Origin of the sequence: Pseudomonas sp. NPDC089392 (genome assembly GCF_044749595.1) — a bacterium.
Classification (GTDB): Bacteria; Pseudomonadota; Gammaproteobacteria; order Pseudomonadales; family Pseudomonadaceae; genus Aquipseudomonas.
In genome coordinates this window covers 1-14606 of the sequence record NZ_JBIVIF010000056.1, presented here as the reverse complement: position 1 = coordinate 14606, position 14606 = coordinate 1, and the positions used below count along the sequence as shown (strand labels likewise).

The window sequence follows — 14606 nt, the reverse complement described above, 5'->3', positions numbered from 1 at the left end:
ACAACGCGAGCTATCGGATCATCTTCAAAGCCGCACGCAGCGCCAGCAGGTAGGTCTCGACACCAAACCCGCAGATCTGCCCGCGCACTACCTCGGCAAACACCGAATGGTGGCGGAACGGCTCTCTAGCATGGATGTTCGACATATGCACTTCAACCACCGGCACCTCAAGAATGGCCAATGCATCACGAATGCCGTAGCTGTAGTGCGTCCACGCCCCGGCATTGATCAGCACCGCATCCACACGCTCCTCGTAGGCCTGATGGATGCGCTCGCACAGGGCGCCTTCGAAGTTGCTCTGGAAGCTCTCCACCCGCACTCCCAACTCCTCACCCAGCGCCTGCAACGCCTGGTCGATGTCGGCCAGGGTTGCCGTGCCGTACTGGCGCGGGTCGCGCTTGCCGAACATGTTGTGGTTGATACCGTGCAACATCAGCACATTGGCAACCATGGGCCTACTCCAACGCAATGGTCAGTTGACCGATCACCGCCCGGGTCTCGGGCCGCATACCGCGCCACCAGGCAAACGCCTCTGCCGCCTGTTCGACCAGCATGCCCACGCCATCGGCCAGGCGCGTCACGCCTTGCTTCTGGGCCAGGCGCAGGAACGGCGTGAGGCCTTTGCCATACGCCAGCTCATAGGCCAGCCGCGTCGCACCCAGCACCCCGCCCGGCAGCGGCGGTAGTTCACCCACCAGGCTCGCGGAGGTGGCGTTGACCACGATGTCAAAGGCCTGCCCTTCCAGCTCTTCGTAACGGCTGATGCGCAGCCGTGGGTGGTCGAGCTCATTGCGCAGGGCCACGGCCTTGGCCATGTCGCGGTTGGCAATTACCAACTCGCTGGGGCCGGCCTGCAGGAACGGCAACAACGCCCCGCGCACTGCGCCACCGGCACCCAGTACCAGCACACGGCGATTGCGCAGCGGTTCACCGAGGTTCTCCTCGATATCGCGCAGCAGCCCAATGCCATCGAAGTTCTCGGCAACGATACGACCATCCTCGAACTTCAGCGCGTTGGCAGCGCGGGCCAGTTGCGCGCGCTCGCTGCGCCGGTCGGCCAGCTCGAAGGCGCGCAGTTTGAACGGCGAGGTAATGTTCATGCCCTGCCCGCCGTCACTGCGGAACTGCAACACCTGGGCCTCGAAGTCCTCCAGCGAGCCTTCGATCGCCCCGTATTCCAACTGTTGGTCGCTGGCCTGGGCGAACAAGCCGTGAATCAGCGGTGACTTGGTGTGGTTGATTGGTCGGCCGATCACTGCGTAGCGGTCGCTCATCGTGCATCTCCGTGGGTAAACAACACACCGTCTGCCTGCATGGCGGTGATTTCTTCAGGGCTGAAGCCAAGCCCGGCGGCCACTTCGGCATTGTGCTGACCGAGGTCCGGGGCCACCTGGTGGATCGTGGTATCGCAGTCGGAAAAGCGGAACGGCAGGTTGGGCAGGCGCAAGGCGCCGTAGCGCGGGTGCTGCTGTTCGATGACCATGTTGCGCGCTTGGATCTGCGGGTCGGCCAGCACCTCGTCGATGCGCTGGACCTTGGCACCGGGGATGTCGATACCGTCGAGCAAGGCCAGGATCTGGGCCACCGAGCGCGCGCCCACCCAATCGCGGACCACTGCCAGAATTGCCTGGCGGTGGGCATTGCGGCCATTGAGGCTGTGGTAGCGGCTATCGCTGCCAAAGCCTACCGGGCCACCGTTGGCTTCGAGCATGGCGGCAAAGCGCTGCCAGGCATCATCGACCTGGGCAGCGATCACCAGGTCACCGTCGGCGGCACGGAACACGCCATACAAGGTCGAGGTGGGCATGTCATGGCCGGTCTGCTCAGGCAGCACGGTACCGTCGGACAGCGTATAGCACTGCACGGCGTACTCATGCATCGACACCAGCGTGTCGTACAGGGCCATGTCGATGTGCTGGCCGCGACCACTGCTCACCCGCCCCAGCAGCGCGGCGTTGATCGCCGCTACCGCGTGAATGCCGGTGTACATGTCACCCAGCGAAATGCGCAGTAACGGCGGCGCTTCGCCCGGCACGCCGACCATTTGCATGATCCCGCTCTTGGCCTCGGCAATCAGCCCGAAACCGGAACGGTGGGCATCCGGCCCGGTGTGGCCGTAGGCAGAAATCGAACAGTACACCAGGCGCGGGTTACGCGCCGACAGCTCGGCATAGCTCAGCCCCAGCTTGTCCAGTGCGCCTGGGCGGTAGTTTTCGATGAACACGTCGGCCGAGTCAGTCAGGCGCTGCATGAAGGCTTTGCCGCGTGGCTCCTTCATGTTCACGCTGACGCCCTGCTTGCCCATGTTCAGCTGCAGGAAGTAGCCACTTTGCTGGTCATCCAACGTGTACGCGTGCTGGCGGCCAGCATCGCCGCTACCCGGCCGTTCGACCTTGATCACCTCGGCCCCCAGCGCCGCCAGACAGCGGCCCACATACGGCCCAGCGAGGAAGTGGCTGTAATCGATGACGCGGATTCCCGCCAATGGCAATGCCTGGCTCATGCTTCTACCCTCCGCGGCACCATCAACCGGTGCTCGCCGCGCTGCACGACTTCGCCGTGCTGGTTGATCAGTTCCGACGGCAAGACCACGATGCCCCAACCAGGGCGGCTGTTGCTCGGGCGCATCGCCCCCACACGCATGCGCACGTGCAGCACATCGTTGACCTTGATCGGCAGCACGAAGTCCCAGGTCCAGCCCAGCGACATGCCCGGCAGGAAGCGGTACTCGCACTGGGTCTTCAGGCCATCGGCGATCGACAGGCCGAACAGGCCGTGGGCGACCAGGCAGCCGAAGTGGCTGGCATTGGCGTATTCCTCGTCGACATGCACCCGGGTGTGGTCCCCGGTGAGGTCGGCGTAGGCCAGGATGCGCTCGCGGGTCACGGTGTAGGTCGGGCTGATGCACTCATCGCCTTCGCTGGCATCGTCCCAGTACTTTTCAATCGCGCTCATGCCAGCACCTGCGCGCGCGGGTCGATAGCAAGTGCCTGGGCGACACATGCCGCCGGCAACGCCTGGATGAACTCCACCGCCAGGCCGTCCGGCAGGCGCAGCCAGTTGCGGCCTTGGGGCATTTCGCTGACGCCGAAGCGCTGGGCGGCGGCCAGGGCAGCCTCCAGGTCTTCGCACATGATGCCCAGGTGCGCCATGCGCCCTTCGGGGCCGGCAAACTCGGGCTGGTGGATGAATTGCAGGCCACCCAGCGTCCAGTACTGCGCCGGTTGCTCGACGTTGCCCTGCGCTTCACGCATGGTCATGCCGCAGACTTCGCTGAAGAAACGGATGTGCCACTGGATGTCCCGCACCCAGAAGGCAACGTGTTCGAGGTAGGCTTTCGGCTGGCTCATGGGGTCTCCCTTTTCTGGTGATCGGCCATCGCGCGTTCGATGCCCTTGATACAGGCCACCAAGGTGGCGTTGACCGGCGTGGCGACGCCATGGCGCTGGCCCCAGCGCACGACGGAGCCGTTGATGAAGTCGATTTCGGTGACCGAGCCTTTTTCCAGGCTCTGCAGCATCGAGGTGCGGAAGCTTGCCGGCAGGCCTTCTGCGGCCAGCTGCCAGGCAGCTTCAGGGCTGTTCAGGCTCAGGCGGATACCGGCACGCTCGGCCACGGCAATGGCTTCGGCCACTGCCGCCTTGGCTGTGCTCTCCAACAGCGGCTCGCTGTACAACTGGCCGTAACTGAGCATGGTGATGCCGCTGAGCGCGCCAGTGGCGACATTGACCAGCAGCTTGTCCCACATGGTGCCGAGAATGTTGTCGCTGACCGTGGTGGCCAGCCCGGCGCCATTGAAGGCCTCGGCGATGGCCTGCACACGAGGTGTCAGTTGCCCGTCGAGCTCACCGATATAGGTGTGTTTGCCCGCCACACCGGCCCGAATCAAACCCGGTGCCAGCAACACGCCGCCGACATAGGTCTTGCCAGCGAGCACCCGCTCCCGGCCCACCGCTTCGGCCAGAATGTCCTCGTGCCCCAGGCCGTTCTGCAGCGACAGCACCAGCGTCTGCGGCCCCAGCAGGGCCGTGGCCCCGGCAATCGCCTCGGCGGTGTGGAACGACTTCACCAGCACCACGACCAGGTCAGCCACGCCAACGTCGTTGGCGTCGGTGGCAGCGTTGACGCGCACCTGGCGCTCACCGCGCTCGTCGTGCACCTGCAGCCCGTTCAAGTTCATCGCTTCGACGTGCGCGCGGCCACGGTTGAGCAGCCAGGTTTCGTGCCCGGCTTCGCTCAACGCCGCGCCGATGGCGCAGCCCAGGGCGCCGGCACCCAGAATGCAGATTTTCAAATCGCAGACCTCCTGTGGTTTGCGATCACCTTAGGCAGCGAGCATTATTAGCGCTATACAATGACTTAAATACGCCAATTGAGATTCGCAATAATGACCGTCGCCGACGCCCTGCCCGAGCCCAAGCTGTTGCAACTGTTCGACGTGCTCTACCACTGCCGCAGCGTCACCCGCGCTGCCGAACAGCTGGGTCAGAGCCAGCCGACCATCAGCATCTGGCTGGCCCGGTTGCGCCAGCAACTGAACGACCCTCTGTTCGTGCGCACCCCCGGCGGCATGGCCCCTACCCCGCGCGCCGACCAGTTGATCGGGCCCTGCCGCAAAGTGCTCGAATCGCTGCGCCGGCTGACCGCCTGGGAGCCACAGTACATCCCTGCCACCGCACAGCGGCGCTTTCGCCTGTGCGTCAGCGATGCCAGCCATATCACCTTGCTGCCCAGCATCCTCAACCACCTGCGCGCGCATGCACCGGGCATCCGCCTGGAGGCGGTGCGCATCGATGGCAATAGCGAAAGCGCCCTGGAGTCGGGCGAGGCCGACCTGGCCATTGGCTTCGTGCCGTGGCTTGGCGGCGGCATGTACCAGCAGGTGCTGTTCGAACAGGACTGGGTATGCCTTAGCAACCGCCAGCACCCGCGCCTGGCACGCGGCATGAACGTAGCCCGCTACCGCGCCGAAGGTCATGTGCAGATCAGCGCGGGGACTGGCCAGAAGTTGCTGGAGGCGGGACTGGCGCGGGCCGGCATCGAGCGCCGCATCGTGCTGGAGCTACCGGCATTCCTGGGGCTGGGGATGATCATCAGCACGACCGACCTGGTTGCCACCCTGCCGCGGCACATCGGCCAGACCCTTGCCGACATGCATGACCTGCAGGTGCATGACTGCCCCTTCGCGGTTGAGGGTTTCACGGTGAAACAGCACTGGCATGCCCGCTACCATCAGGACAGCGGCAACCGCTGGCTCAGGGAAGTGATCTACGGCCTGTTCAGCCGCCAGGCATGACGCTTTTTTGCATATTAACTTATGCCTAAAATGAATTTCACCAAACCAAAAAAAACCTCTACGGTGCGAGCATTCATAGCGCCCGATGCTCAAGCAACGCGTCGGGCGCCCAGCACGCTACCCGACCACGTGGTGCCTGCCCCCTGATCGCACATGGAGGCGCCATGCCCATTGCTTCACTTAACCGCCGTCAACTTCTGGCCTTGGCGGGTACCGCCTCTGCGGCAACCTTGTTCGGCCGTTTTGCCCTCGCTGACAGCAGCCACGCTGGCCACAGCGGCCATGCCGCGCAAGCGCTTGGCAGCGGCCTGGACCTGGAAAGCAACCGTTGGGTGCTACCCGAACCACGCAAGGTCAGGCTGGCGACCAACCTCAATGCCGTGTGCCTGGCCCCGGTGGCCGTAGCCGACAGCCAGGGCATCTTCAAGCGCCACAACCTGGACGTGGAATTCGTCAACTTCGGCAACTCCACCGAAGTACTGCTGGAGTCGATGGCCACCGGCAAGGCCGACGCCGCCACCGGCATGGCATTACGCTGGTTGAAAGCGCTGGAACAGGGCTTTGATGTGAAACTGACCGCCGGCACCCACGGCGGCTGCCTGCGCCTGTTAACCCTCGACGGTGGCCCGCAGGACTTTGCGGCCTTGAAAGGCACCACCATCGGCGTGACCGACATGGCGGCTGCCGACAAGAACTTCTTCTCGCTGATGCTCAAGCGCCATGGTGTCGACCCGGTGCGCGACGTGACCTGGCGGGTCTACCCCATCGACCTGCTCAGCGTCGCCCTGCAGAAAGGCGAAATCCAGGCTGCCAGTGGCTCCGACCCGATCATGTACCGGGTCAAGCAGCAGCCCGGCTTCCGTGAGCTGGCCACCAACATGATCGAGGACTACGCCAACATGAGTTGCTGTGTGGTCGGTGTCAGCGGCCAGCTGGCGCGCAACGACACCCCGGTCGCGGCGGCGATCACCCATTCGATCCTGCAGGCCCATGCCTGGGCATCGCGCAACCCGGATGCGGTAGCCGACGAGTTCCTCAAGTTCGCTATCAACACTTCCAAGGAAGAAGTCCGCGCCATTCTCACCGAGCACACCCATGGCTATTACTCGGTGGGCAACACCTTCGTGAAGGAAATTGCGGTGTACGCCCGCGACCTGAAAAACATCGAGGTGCTGCGCCCAAGAACCGACCCGCTGGAGTTCGCGGAGGGTATCCATGCCAACGTATTCGCTTGAGCAAAGCCAAACAGCCAAAGCGCCATCCATAGCTGTTTGGCATGGCGGCCTACTAGCGGCGCTGGCCTGGGTCGCCTTCGCACTGTTTGCCCTGTTCTATCCGGACGGTGGCAAACCCTGGCCATTTACCCGTGAGCTGGCATTTGCCGCTGCTGGCACAGGCGGGTTGTTGGCACTGTTGGCATTGTTGCCGGGAGCATTCAAGCGCAGCGTCAGCCGGCTGCGGCCAGCAGGCGCCTGGCTGACCGCTCTGCCCCTGCTACTGGGCTTGTGGTTGCTGGTCACGGCCAAGGTGGTACTGCTGCCGGTACCGTTTTTTGCACCGCCCCAGGCGCTGATCGAAGTGTTCGTCGATGACTGGGCGCGGCTTGGCGAAAGCCTGCTGCATTCATTGTGGTTGCTGCTCAACGGCGTGGTCCTTGGCGGCATCGCCGGTTTCGTCGCTGGGGTGGCGATTGGCTGGTCGCACCGCATCGGCTACTGGGTGCACCCGGTGCTGCGCATCCTTGGGCCGGTGCCGTCCACGGCGCTGCTGCCGATCTGCTTTTTCTTCTTCCCGTCCAGCTGGAGCGCCAGCGTGTTCCTGATCGCCCTGGCTACCTGGTTCCCGGTCACGGTGCTGACCTGATCCGGAGTGGCCAGCGTGGACAAGGCCTATTACGAAGTCGCCCGCACCCTGGGCGCCAACGGGCGCTTTCTGGTCTGGCGAGTGGCTATCCCCGCCGCCCTGCCGCATGTCTTCGTCGGCCTGTTCATGGGGCTGGGGGCTTCGTTCTCGGTGCTGGTGGTGGCCGAGATGATGGGGGTCAAGGCCGGCCTTGGCTGGTACCTGCAATGGGCTCAGGGTTGGGCGGCCTACGCCAACATGTACGCGGCGCTGCTGGTGATGGCGCTGCTGTGCTCCGGGCTGATCACCTTGTTGTTCGTTGTGCGTGACCGCGTATTGTCCTGGCAGAAAGGAGCAGTGAAATGGTGAATGCCGCGCAAGCTGTAACGCGGGTAGAAGGCATGACGCTGGATATCCGTGGGCTGAGCCATGCCTTCGAACTGGGCAGTGAGCGCTTGCCGGTGCTGGACAAGGTCGACCTGCAACTGGCACCTGGCGAAAGTGTCGCCCTGCTGGGCCCGTCCGGTTGCGGCAAGTCCACCTTGCTGCGCTTGATCGCCGGGCTGGAAACAGCGCAAAGCGGCAGCCTGCTGGCGGACGGCCAGGCCATTGGGGCGCCGCACCACTCACGGGTGCTGGTGTTCCAGGACCCAACGCTGTACCCATGGCGCAGCGTGTGGGACAACGTTGCCCTTGGCTTGCAGGCCCGTGGCCAGCTCAAGGCGCAGCGCCAGCGGGTGGACGAAACCTTGCACAAGGTGGGCCTGCTGCAGTTTCGCGATGCCTACCCACGCCAACTGTCTGGCGGCATGGCCCAGCGCGTGGCGCTGGCCCGGGCGCTGATCAACGAACCACGCCTGTTGCTGCTGGACGAGCCGCTGGGCAAACTGGACTCGCTGACCCGCATTGCCATGCAGGGCGAGCTGATACGCCTGTGGCAGCAACAGGGCTACAGTTCGTTGCTGGTGACCCATGATGTCGAGGAGGCGTTGTTGCTGTGCGACCGGGTACTGGTGTTTTCGGCGCGGCCGGCGCGGGTGCTGGCCGAGTTGAAGGTGGAGCGCGGTTACCCGCGACATCGGGATGACCCACGCTTGCTGGAGTTGCGCCAGCATGCCTTGCAGTTGCTGGGCCAGGGGCGGGATTGGTGAACGGGGGTTGCTGTAGGAGCGGCTTTAGCCGCGAACACTGGCAACGCCGGTGCCAGCCACCGCGCTGGATTCTTCGCGGGTGAACCCGCTCCTACAAATACCGCGTAGGTTTTCGGGCTCACGCTGTACCTGTGTAGGAGCGGCTTTAGCCGCGAACACCGGCAACGCCGGTGCCATGCACCGCGTTGGATTCTTCGCAGGCGCGCCCGCTCCCACAAGGTACGCGGAGCGCCAGCCAACAACAGCACTCTGCGCGACAGAGCAGCCCAAAGGGCTGGGTGATCTCCCACAACACCGCGCTGGCCTCAGGCACAGGCAGCACCTGATGTTCAACCCACCGATTTCAACGGCACACGCCCACTCAACCGCTCCAGCATGGTCGCGCAGTACCAGTCATCGAACTGGCACACCCCGTTCTCGGCATTCTCCGAGAATGGCCCCGGCTCATAGCTGGGTGAAGAAACACCCGCATGCGTACCTTCCACCAGTCGGCGGTCCTGGTCGTTGGTCGCCAGCCATACCTTGGTCAAGCGATCGAGATCATAGTCCACCCCTTCTACCGCCGACTCCGGCACCAGCCACTTGGTAGTCACCAGCGTTTCACCCGGCCCGATCGGCAACACGCGGAAGCTCAGCGCATGGTCGCCCAAGAAGTGGTTCCAGGTAGACGGGTAGTTGAAGTACAGCAACGCACCGATATCCGCCTCGCCACTGGTGTCCAGCCGCCCGTTGACCGCAGGCTTGCCGTCCATGGTGTAGCTGATGGCACCCGCCGAAAGCGGGATGCGGGTCATGCGGAAGCGCCCCAGCGGGTCCATGACCAGGCGGCTGGGCATGCCAGCTGTTTCGCAGCGGGTCCAGTGGGCAACCAACTCGGGGTCGTCATCGCCACCCACACCGGCCACTGACAGGTTCTCGACAAACGAGTTGAGCAGCTCGGGGTGGGTGCCGTCGCAGTGATAGCACTCACGGTTGTTCTCGAACACCAGCTTCCAGTTGCCCTTCTCGACCAGGTTGGATTCGAAGGCGACCTTGCAGTTTTCCAGGCCGTGCGGGGCAATGAACGGGCTGACCGCTGCACGGAAGCTGCTGAAGTCTGGCGCCTGTTGCGCCACGCACACGTAGATATAGGTGTGGACGACCTCCACATGCACCGGCTTGAGGTTGTACTGCGATTTGTCGAAGTCCGCGCCCATGTTGCCGGCATAGATCAGGTTGCCGTCCAGTTCGAACGTCCACTTGTGGTACGGGCACACCAGCTTGGCCACTTTACCGCTGGCGTGTTCACACACTTTGGCACCGCGGTGACGGCAAGCATTATGGAAAGCGCGCACTTCGCCATCCTTGCCACGCACCACGGCCACCGGGTAATCGCCGATCTGCAGGGTGAAATATTGGCCTGCCTTGGGAATTTCGAATGTATGGCCGGCGAAGATCCAGTCCTTGTGCCAGATCTGCTCAAGGTCCTGGCGATAAACTTCCGGGTCCAGATACAGTTCACGGGGCAATACATGCCGGGGCTTGCGCTGATTGATCAGGCCAATGACGGATTCATTGCTATTCATTATTATCCTCCAGCCACACGGTGTTCACGACGACCGCTGACAATTACTGAGCCATTATTCTTTTAACTACCCGCTTGCAGTTAGCCGGCAAGTTAAGCCACCGCCTCGCCTGCTACAAACGACATTTTCAACGCCCTACCCATAATGCAACGTTATGTATTGACGCCTTCAGACTTTCCACCACGAAAACTTCGAAAGTACCCAGTCCCGCACCCGGCCACAGGCGTCGAAATCGGTATTTTCCTTGCAGGCCAGGTAGTGCAGGCTATTGCGCAAGGTCACTTGCTCCCTCACCGGCCTGATCAGCCGGCCCTGCTCCACCAGGCCTGCCACCAGCTGGTTCCAACCCAGTGCAATACCTTGGTGGGCCAGCACCATGTTGATGGTCAAATTGTAGTCATTGGCGTGGAACAGCGGCGGGCAGTGGTCGCCTCGCTCATCGATGTCCACGTTGTGGAATGCCAGCCACACACTCCAGTCCACATGTTCGGCCACAGCGGCCCGGCCGTATGGGCTCAGGTCCAGCAGCGCACTGTTGCGCAGGCCTTCCAGCGTGCCGATCTCAGGGTGACGCCTGAAATACTCCGGGGTGCACACCGGGTAAATCACGTCATGGCACAGCGGGTAGAGCGTGTAGGCTTCCCCGACATTGGCGAACTTGGAGATGATCACATCCGGTTCTACACCGGGTTCCCGCGTCAGAAAGTTCTGCGTGGTGATCAGGTTCAATTCGATATCCGGGTTGTTGGCCCGAAACTCATTGATGTGATGTGACAACCAGAACGCCGAAAATGCCGGAGAACAACAAATCGTCAGTACATGTTTTTCCTGCGGGGTATGGCGTATCCGCTCCGCCGCCTGGGCAATATTGACGAAGGATAACTGTGACGCCTCGAAAAACACCGAGCCTGCCGGGGTAAGTTCAACCGCACGGCCCACGCGTTCAAACAACTGGGCGCTCAGGTAAGTTTCCAGCTCGCGGATCTGCCGGCTGATCGCCGCCTGCGAAACACACAAGGCCTCCGCCGCCCGGGTGAAACTTTGGTACTTGGCCGCCGCCACAAAGGCTTTAACCGCGCGTAACGAGGGCATGCGAAGTAACAACGTGTCAGGGTCAACTTGGCGCTGCGACATCCTGGTGGGTGCTCCTCGTTCTGCGTAGCGGTCCATTGAATCGTACACAGCGGGCAAAAAAACGCATCGGCACTTAAATTACTTTACGCATAACCTTGGGTTATGCGAGAACTCGCACAATTTCTGGATAACACTGCGTTATCCAAAAAAGCGTGTAAATGTCGTTGGACTTTATCCTTGCCGCACACTTACATTAGGCGCCGACCTGTATGCCAAAGCCTCCCGCTCGGAATGGCTTTCACACTCTATAGTCAGCCGAGCCTCAGGCCTCGGCATCTGGGTGACCCATGACAATAACTACAAGAGCATTCAGCCACACCTTCAAAGAGCGCAACCTCGGCTTCATGGCGCAGCCCGTGGCGCGGCCGCAACCTTCGCGGGTCGGTTTTCTGTTGCTGGAAAACTTCTCCCTGCCCAGTTTCACCCAGGCCCTGGATGTACTGGTCACCGCCAACCTGATCGCCCCCGGCTCGATCCGCGTGCATACCTTCAGCCACAACCACAACGAAGTGATGAGTGACCTGGCCATCCCCATCCGGCCGGACACACCGCTGACCGACGTACGCCTGTGCGACCTGGACATCATGGTGGTCTGCGGCGGCTTGCGTGCCGCCCGCACGGTACCCGGCTGGTTGACCGCCTTGCTGAAACGGCTGGCCAAGTTCCCCGTGGTGCTGGGTGGTTTGTGGAACGGCGCCTGGTACCTGGGCAGCGCCGGCCTGCTCGATGGTTACCGCTGCGCCATCCACCCAGAGCAGCGCACTGCCCTGGCCGAGCGCGTGCCACACGCCATGGTCACCCACGATGCCCTGGTGTTCGACCGGGATCGGCTGACCGCAGCTTCACCAGCGGGGGCCTTCGAAATGATGCTGCAATGGCTCAACATCGGCTGCAACCAGGCGCTGGCCGATGCCGTACTCGACACGTTGGACCATGATCAAAGCAAGTTCCGCAGTTTTCAAAAGCCTCTGCAACCCAAGGTCAGCCGGCCCCTGCGCGAAATCATCAAACTGATGGAAGCCAATCTTGAAGAGCCCTTGGAACCCGCGCAGCTGGCCCAGGCCATCGGTTTGTCGGTGCGTCAGGTGCAGCGGATGTTCAAGGACCAGCTCGATACCACCCCGCAGAAGTACTACTTCCAGTTGCGCATTACCGAAGCGCGGCGCCTGATCCAGAATTCCAACGCGTCGATCTTCGACGTTTCCATCGCCTGTGGCTTTGTGTCATGCACCCACTTCAGCAGGTCCTACAGTGCGTTCTTCGGCCACCCGCCTTCCAAAGAAGTACGCTATGAAATCTGAAATAAAAGGAGCGCCAAAGTAAGGTTTCTGAACACGCCGTCGCCGGCACGGATAATAAAAATAATCGTATAGCCATCGATCACTGAATGTTCGAGATGGCTTCACGGCCCCGTTTTGGGGGTCGCGCTGCCCCTTTTGCTCGAAAATCATATCGGGAGACAACTATGACAAGTCCAAACATTTCAGTCGAAGATGTATCGCTCAACAACTTCCACAAACTTCTCACACTGCGTTCTGGCGGTGGTTCGTTCGTCGATAGCTATGTGCTGAGCATCATCGGCGTTGCCCTGGCGCATATCAGCACGGCGTTGTCACTGGACAGCTTTTGGGAAGGCCTGATCGCCGCCTCGGCCTTGATCGGCATTTTCTTCGGTGGCTTCCTGGGTGGCTGGCTAACCGACCGCCTTGGTCGCAAGCGTTTGTTCTTCGTCGGGCCCACCTTGTTCATCGTCGCATCGCTGGGGCAGTTCTGGGCCGACTCGGCCCTGGCCATCTTCCTGCTGCGGCTGGTCATTGGTATTGCGGTTGGCATCGAATACCCGGTGGCCACTTCGCTGCTGGTCGAATTCATGCCCAGGAAGTACCGCGGCCCACGCCTGGCCATGCTCACCATCCTCTGGTTTGCCGGTGCCGCTGCCGCCTATATTGTCGGCGAACTGCTGCTGCGCAGCGGTGCCGAAGACGCCTGGCGCCTGGTGCTGGCCAGCTCCGCGATCATTGGCGTGGCCCTTTTCGTGGTACGTATCGGTACACCTGAGTCGCCACGCTGGTTGCTCAGCAAAGGCCGCAGTGCCGAAGCAGAACAGGTGATCAAGGCGGTGTACGGCAATGACTTCTCCCTGCGCAACCTGCCCGAGCAAAACGCCAACCACAAGGTGAACATCTGGAGCCTGCTGTATGCCGGTTATGGCAAGCGCATGCTGTTTGTCATCGTGTTCTGGACCTGCTGCATCATCCCGCTGTTCTCGGTTTACGCGTTCGCACCCAAGGTGCTGTCGGCCCTGAACGTGAAAGGTGACAGTGCCTCGATCGGCTCGGTCCTGATCACCCTGTTCTTCGTGGTCGGCTGCATGGTCGCCACCCGGCTGATCAACGTCATCGGCCGGCGCAACCTGTTGCTGTACAGCTTCCTGGTGTCGGGCGTGGCCCTGTTGTGCCTGGGTGCATTGCACAGCAGCGCGGGCATCTGGATCCTGGTGTTCTTTGCCCTCTATGCGTTGTTCATTGGCGGTGCGCAGGTGCTCACGCTGGTGTACCCAAACGAGATCTTCCCCACCGAGATCCGCGCCTTCGCGGTCGGCATGGGCACGTCCATCTCGCGCATCGGCGCCGCGGTGGGCACCTACCTGGTGCCGATGTCCCTCGACGTGCTGGGCATCGCGCAGACCATGTACGTTGCGGCTGCCATCACCTTCTTCGGCCTGCTGCTGTCCTGGGCCCTGGCCCCGGAAACCCGCTCGCTGAACCTGCAGCAGGCGGCGGCCCTGGGCTAGGTCGGTTAGTGCGGTGCTTGCTGCTGGCCAGGGATGGCAAGCATCATGGAGGCATCGCCCTCTCGCCATGGATACGCCGATGACCGCAGCCCCCCTTCCGTTGCCTGAGCCAGGCCGCTGCAAGCGCTTGAAAGCGGCCAGCAGCCGGGACCATGACAGCGTCGATCAACTGGTGATGGCGGCACGGCCGTTCGAGAGTCGCGAGCGCTATGGCCGCTTCCTGCTGGTGCAGCACCGGTTTCATGGCAGCCTCATGGCGCTGTATCAGGATGAACAGCTCAACCTGCGCCTGCCGGGGCTGCTGGCACTGTCGCGCTTTGCGGCGGTCGAGGCCGACCTGCGCGATCTGGGCTTGCCGCTGCCAGCGGCCCCTCGACAAGTCTGTGCCAGCCCGGCCCAGGCCTTGGGCTGGCTATATTGCAGTGAAGGGTCGAACCTGGGCGCGGCGTTTCTGTTCAAGCACACCCAGCGTCTGGGACTGGATGGCGACCAGGGTGCCCGCCACCTGGCACCGCACCCGGATGGCCGTGCGCTGCATTGGCGTGAGTTCGTTGCCAGGCTGGATGGTTTGCTGCTGGATGAGCGGGAAGAGGCCGAGGTGGTGGCCGGGGCGGTTGCCGCGTTCGACAGTTATCGGGCGCACCTGCGTGAAGTGTTTGCGCACGGGTGATTGCACGCCTGGCACCGGCGTTGCCGGTGTTCGCGGGCTCGCCCTAATGCCGGTCAGTCAAGAAAAGGCAAGGTGTTCTCCGTGCCTTAAGCAGCGCCTATTCGATCGAGCGCCGCCCGCGCGGCGCTTCGCGGCACAAGGCCGCTCCCACATC

The 14606-nt window shown here is 62.5% G+C and carries 14 protein-coding genes and 1 pseudogene; 7 read left to right on the top strand and 8 right to left on the bottom strand.

All coding sequences use genetic code 11. The annotated features are described in order from the left end of the window. Positions 1–10: 10 nt before the first annotated feature. Genes aroQ through ACIP1G_RS28895 form a run of 6 tightly spaced genes read right to left on the bottom strand, consistent with a single transcriptional unit; the run spans position 11 to position 4294 of the window. On the bottom strand, positions 11–451 hold the full coding sequence (gene aroQ, locus ACIP1G_RS28920; RefSeq protein ID WP_400743344.1) for a type II 3-dehydroquinate dehydratase: 441 nt from the start codon (positions 449–451) through the stop codon (positions 11–13). A gap of 4 nt (positions 452–455) precedes the next feature. Then, entirely contained in the window at positions 456–1274 is an 819-nt protein-coding gene (gene aroE / locus ACIP1G_RS28915; RefSeq protein WP_400743341.1) for a shikimate dehydrogenase, read from the bottom strand. Then, complete coding sequence (locus ACIP1G_RS28910) at positions 1271–2503, bottom strand: CaiB/BaiF CoA transferase family protein (protein ID WP_400743338.1); 1233 nt, start codon at positions 2501–2503, stop codon at positions 1271–1273. Before ACIP1G_RS28910 ends, aroE begins: the two co-directional genes overlap by 4 nt. Next, a complete protein-coding gene (locus tag ACIP1G_RS28905; protein ID WP_400743335.1) occupies positions 2500–2955 on the bottom strand; it encodes a MaoC family dehydratase in 456 nt (151 codons plus the stop codon). Before ACIP1G_RS28905 ends, ACIP1G_RS28910 begins: the two co-directional genes overlap by 4 nt. Further along, entirely contained in the window at positions 2952–3350 is a 399-nt protein-coding gene (locus ACIP1G_RS28900) for a VOC family protein (RefSeq protein ID WP_400743332.1), read from the bottom strand. Before ACIP1G_RS28900 ends, ACIP1G_RS28905 begins: the two co-directional genes overlap by 4 nt. Then, positions 3347–4294, bottom strand: a complete 948-nt coding sequence (locus ACIP1G_RS28895; RefSeq protein ID WP_400743330.1) for a ketopantoate reductase family protein — start codon at positions 4292–4294, stop codon at positions 3347–3349. Before ACIP1G_RS28895 ends, ACIP1G_RS28900 begins: the two co-directional genes overlap by 4 nt. A gap of 93 nt (positions 4295–4387) precedes the next feature. Between ACIP1G_RS28895 and ACIP1G_RS28890 the strand changes: the two genes are divergently transcribed. The 4 genes and pseudogenes from ACIP1G_RS28890 (at position 4388) to ACIP1G_RS28875 (ending at position 8289) form a co-directional block, all read left to right on the top strand. Next, positions 4388–5296: a LysR family transcriptional regulator gene (locus ACIP1G_RS28890; protein ID WP_400743327.1), complete on the top strand. Its 909-nt coding sequence runs from the start codon at positions 4388–4390 to the stop codon at positions 5294–5296. A 164-nt stretch (positions 5297–5460) separates the two neighbouring features. Beyond that, the gene (locus tag ACIP1G_RS28885) at positions 5461–6531 is read left to right on the top strand and encodes an ABC transporter substrate-binding protein (RefSeq protein ID WP_400743324.1); all 1071 of its coding nucleotides are present in this window, start codon (positions 5461–5463) and stop codon (positions 6529–6531) included. Continuing rightward, positions 6512–7507: pseudogene (locus tag ACIP1G_RS28880) on the top strand (ABC transporter permease). The gene ACIP1G_RS28885 and the pseudogene ACIP1G_RS28880 overlap by 20 nt, the downstream one beginning before the upstream one ends. After that, positions 7501–8289, top strand: coding sequence for an ABC transporter ATP-binding protein (locus ACIP1G_RS28875; protein ID WP_400743321.1), 789 nt, complete (start codon positions 7501–7503; stop codon positions 8287–8289). The pseudogene ACIP1G_RS28880 and the gene ACIP1G_RS28875 overlap by 7 nt, the downstream one beginning before the upstream one ends. Positions 8290–8618: 329 nt before the next feature. Here the strand turns inward: ACIP1G_RS28875 and ACIP1G_RS28870 are convergent, their stop codons facing one another. Beyond that, positions 8619–9854, bottom strand: a complete 1236-nt coding sequence (locus tag ACIP1G_RS28870; RefSeq protein WP_400743318.1) for an SRPBCC family protein — start codon at positions 9852–9854, stop codon at positions 8619–8621. A 168-nt stretch (positions 9855–10022) separates the two neighbouring features. Next, on the bottom strand, positions 10023–11024 hold the full coding sequence (locus ACIP1G_RS28865) for a LysR family transcriptional regulator (RefSeq protein WP_400743315.1): 1002 nt from the start codon (positions 11022–11024) through the stop codon (positions 10023–10025). 251 nt (positions 11025–11275) lie between these two features. Between ACIP1G_RS28865 and ACIP1G_RS28860 the strand changes: the two genes are divergently transcribed. The 3 genes from ACIP1G_RS28860 to ACIP1G_RS28850 all read left to right on the top strand — a co-directional run bounded on the left by ACIP1G_RS28860 (position 11276) and on the right by ACIP1G_RS28850 (position 14452). After that, complete coding sequence (locus ACIP1G_RS28860; RefSeq protein WP_400743312.1) at positions 11276–12289, top strand: GlxA family transcriptional regulator; 1014 nt, start codon at positions 11276–11278, stop codon at positions 12287–12289. A 164-nt stretch (positions 12290–12453) separates the two neighbouring features. After that, positions 12454–13782 (top strand): MFS transporter, encoded by a 1329-nt coding sequence (locus ACIP1G_RS28855; RefSeq protein WP_400743310.1) that lies wholly within the window; start codon positions 12454–12456, stop codon positions 13780–13782. Between the two features lie 79 nt (positions 13783–13861). Beyond that, the gene (locus ACIP1G_RS28850; RefSeq protein ID WP_400743307.1) at positions 13862–14452 is read left to right on the top strand and encodes a biliverdin-producing heme oxygenase; all 591 of its coding nucleotides are present in this window, start codon (positions 13862–13864) and stop codon (positions 14450–14452) included. The last annotated feature ends 154 nt before the right edge of the window (positions 14453–14606 follow it).

Excerpts from the sequence above, each read along its gene's own strand:
- ACIP1G_RS28870 (WP_400743318.1), bottom strand. The coding sequence starts at position 9,854 with ATGAATAGCAATGAATCCGTCATTGGCCTGATCAATCAGCGCAAGCCC.
- ACIP1G_RS28910 (WP_400743338.1), bottom strand. The coding sequence starts at position 2,503 with ATGAGCCAGGCATTGCCATTGGCGGGAATCCGCGTCATCGATTACAGC.
- ACIP1G_RS28860 (WP_400743312.1), top strand. The coding sequence starts at position 11,276 with ATGACAATAACTACAAGAGCATTCAGCCACACCTTCAAAGAGCGCAAC.
- ACIP1G_RS28850 (WP_400743307.1), top strand. The coding sequence starts at position 13,862 with ATGACCGCAGCCCCCCTTCCGTTGCCTGAGCCAGGCCGCTGCAAGCGC.
- ACIP1G_RS28855 (WP_400743310.1), top strand. The coding sequence starts at position 12,454 with ATGACAAGTCCAAACATTTCAGTCGAAGATGTATCGCTCAACAACTTC.
- ACIP1G_RS28885 (WP_400743324.1), top strand. The coding sequence starts at position 5,461 with ATGCCCATTGCTTCACTTAACCGCCGTCAACTTCTGGCCTTGGCGGGT.
- aroE (WP_400743341.1), bottom strand. The coding sequence starts at position 1,274 with ATGAGCGACCGCTACGCAGTGATCGGCCGACCAATCAACCACACCAAG.
- ACIP1G_RS28865 (WP_400743315.1), bottom strand. The coding sequence starts at position 11,024 with ATGGACCGCTACGCAGAACGAGGAGCACCCACCAGGATGTCGCAGCGC.
- ACIP1G_RS28905 (WP_400743335.1), bottom strand. The coding sequence starts at position 2,955 with ATGAGCGCGATTGAAAAGTACTGGGACGATGCCAGCGAAGGCGATGAG.
- ACIP1G_RS28900 (WP_400743332.1), bottom strand. The coding sequence starts at position 3,350 with ATGAGCCAGCCGAAAGCCTACCTCGAACACGTTGCCTTCTGGGTGCGG.
- aroQ (WP_400743344.1), bottom strand. The coding sequence starts at position 451 with ATGGTTGCCAATGTGCTGATGTTGCACGGTATCAACCACAACATGTTC.
- ACIP1G_RS28875 (WP_400743321.1), top strand. The coding sequence starts at position 7,501 with ATGGTGAATGCCGCGCAAGCTGTAACGCGGGTAGAAGGCATGACGCTG.
- ACIP1G_RS28890 (WP_400743327.1), top strand. The coding sequence starts at position 4,388 with ATGACCGTCGCCGACGCCCTGCCCGAGCCCAAGCTGTTGCAACTGTTC.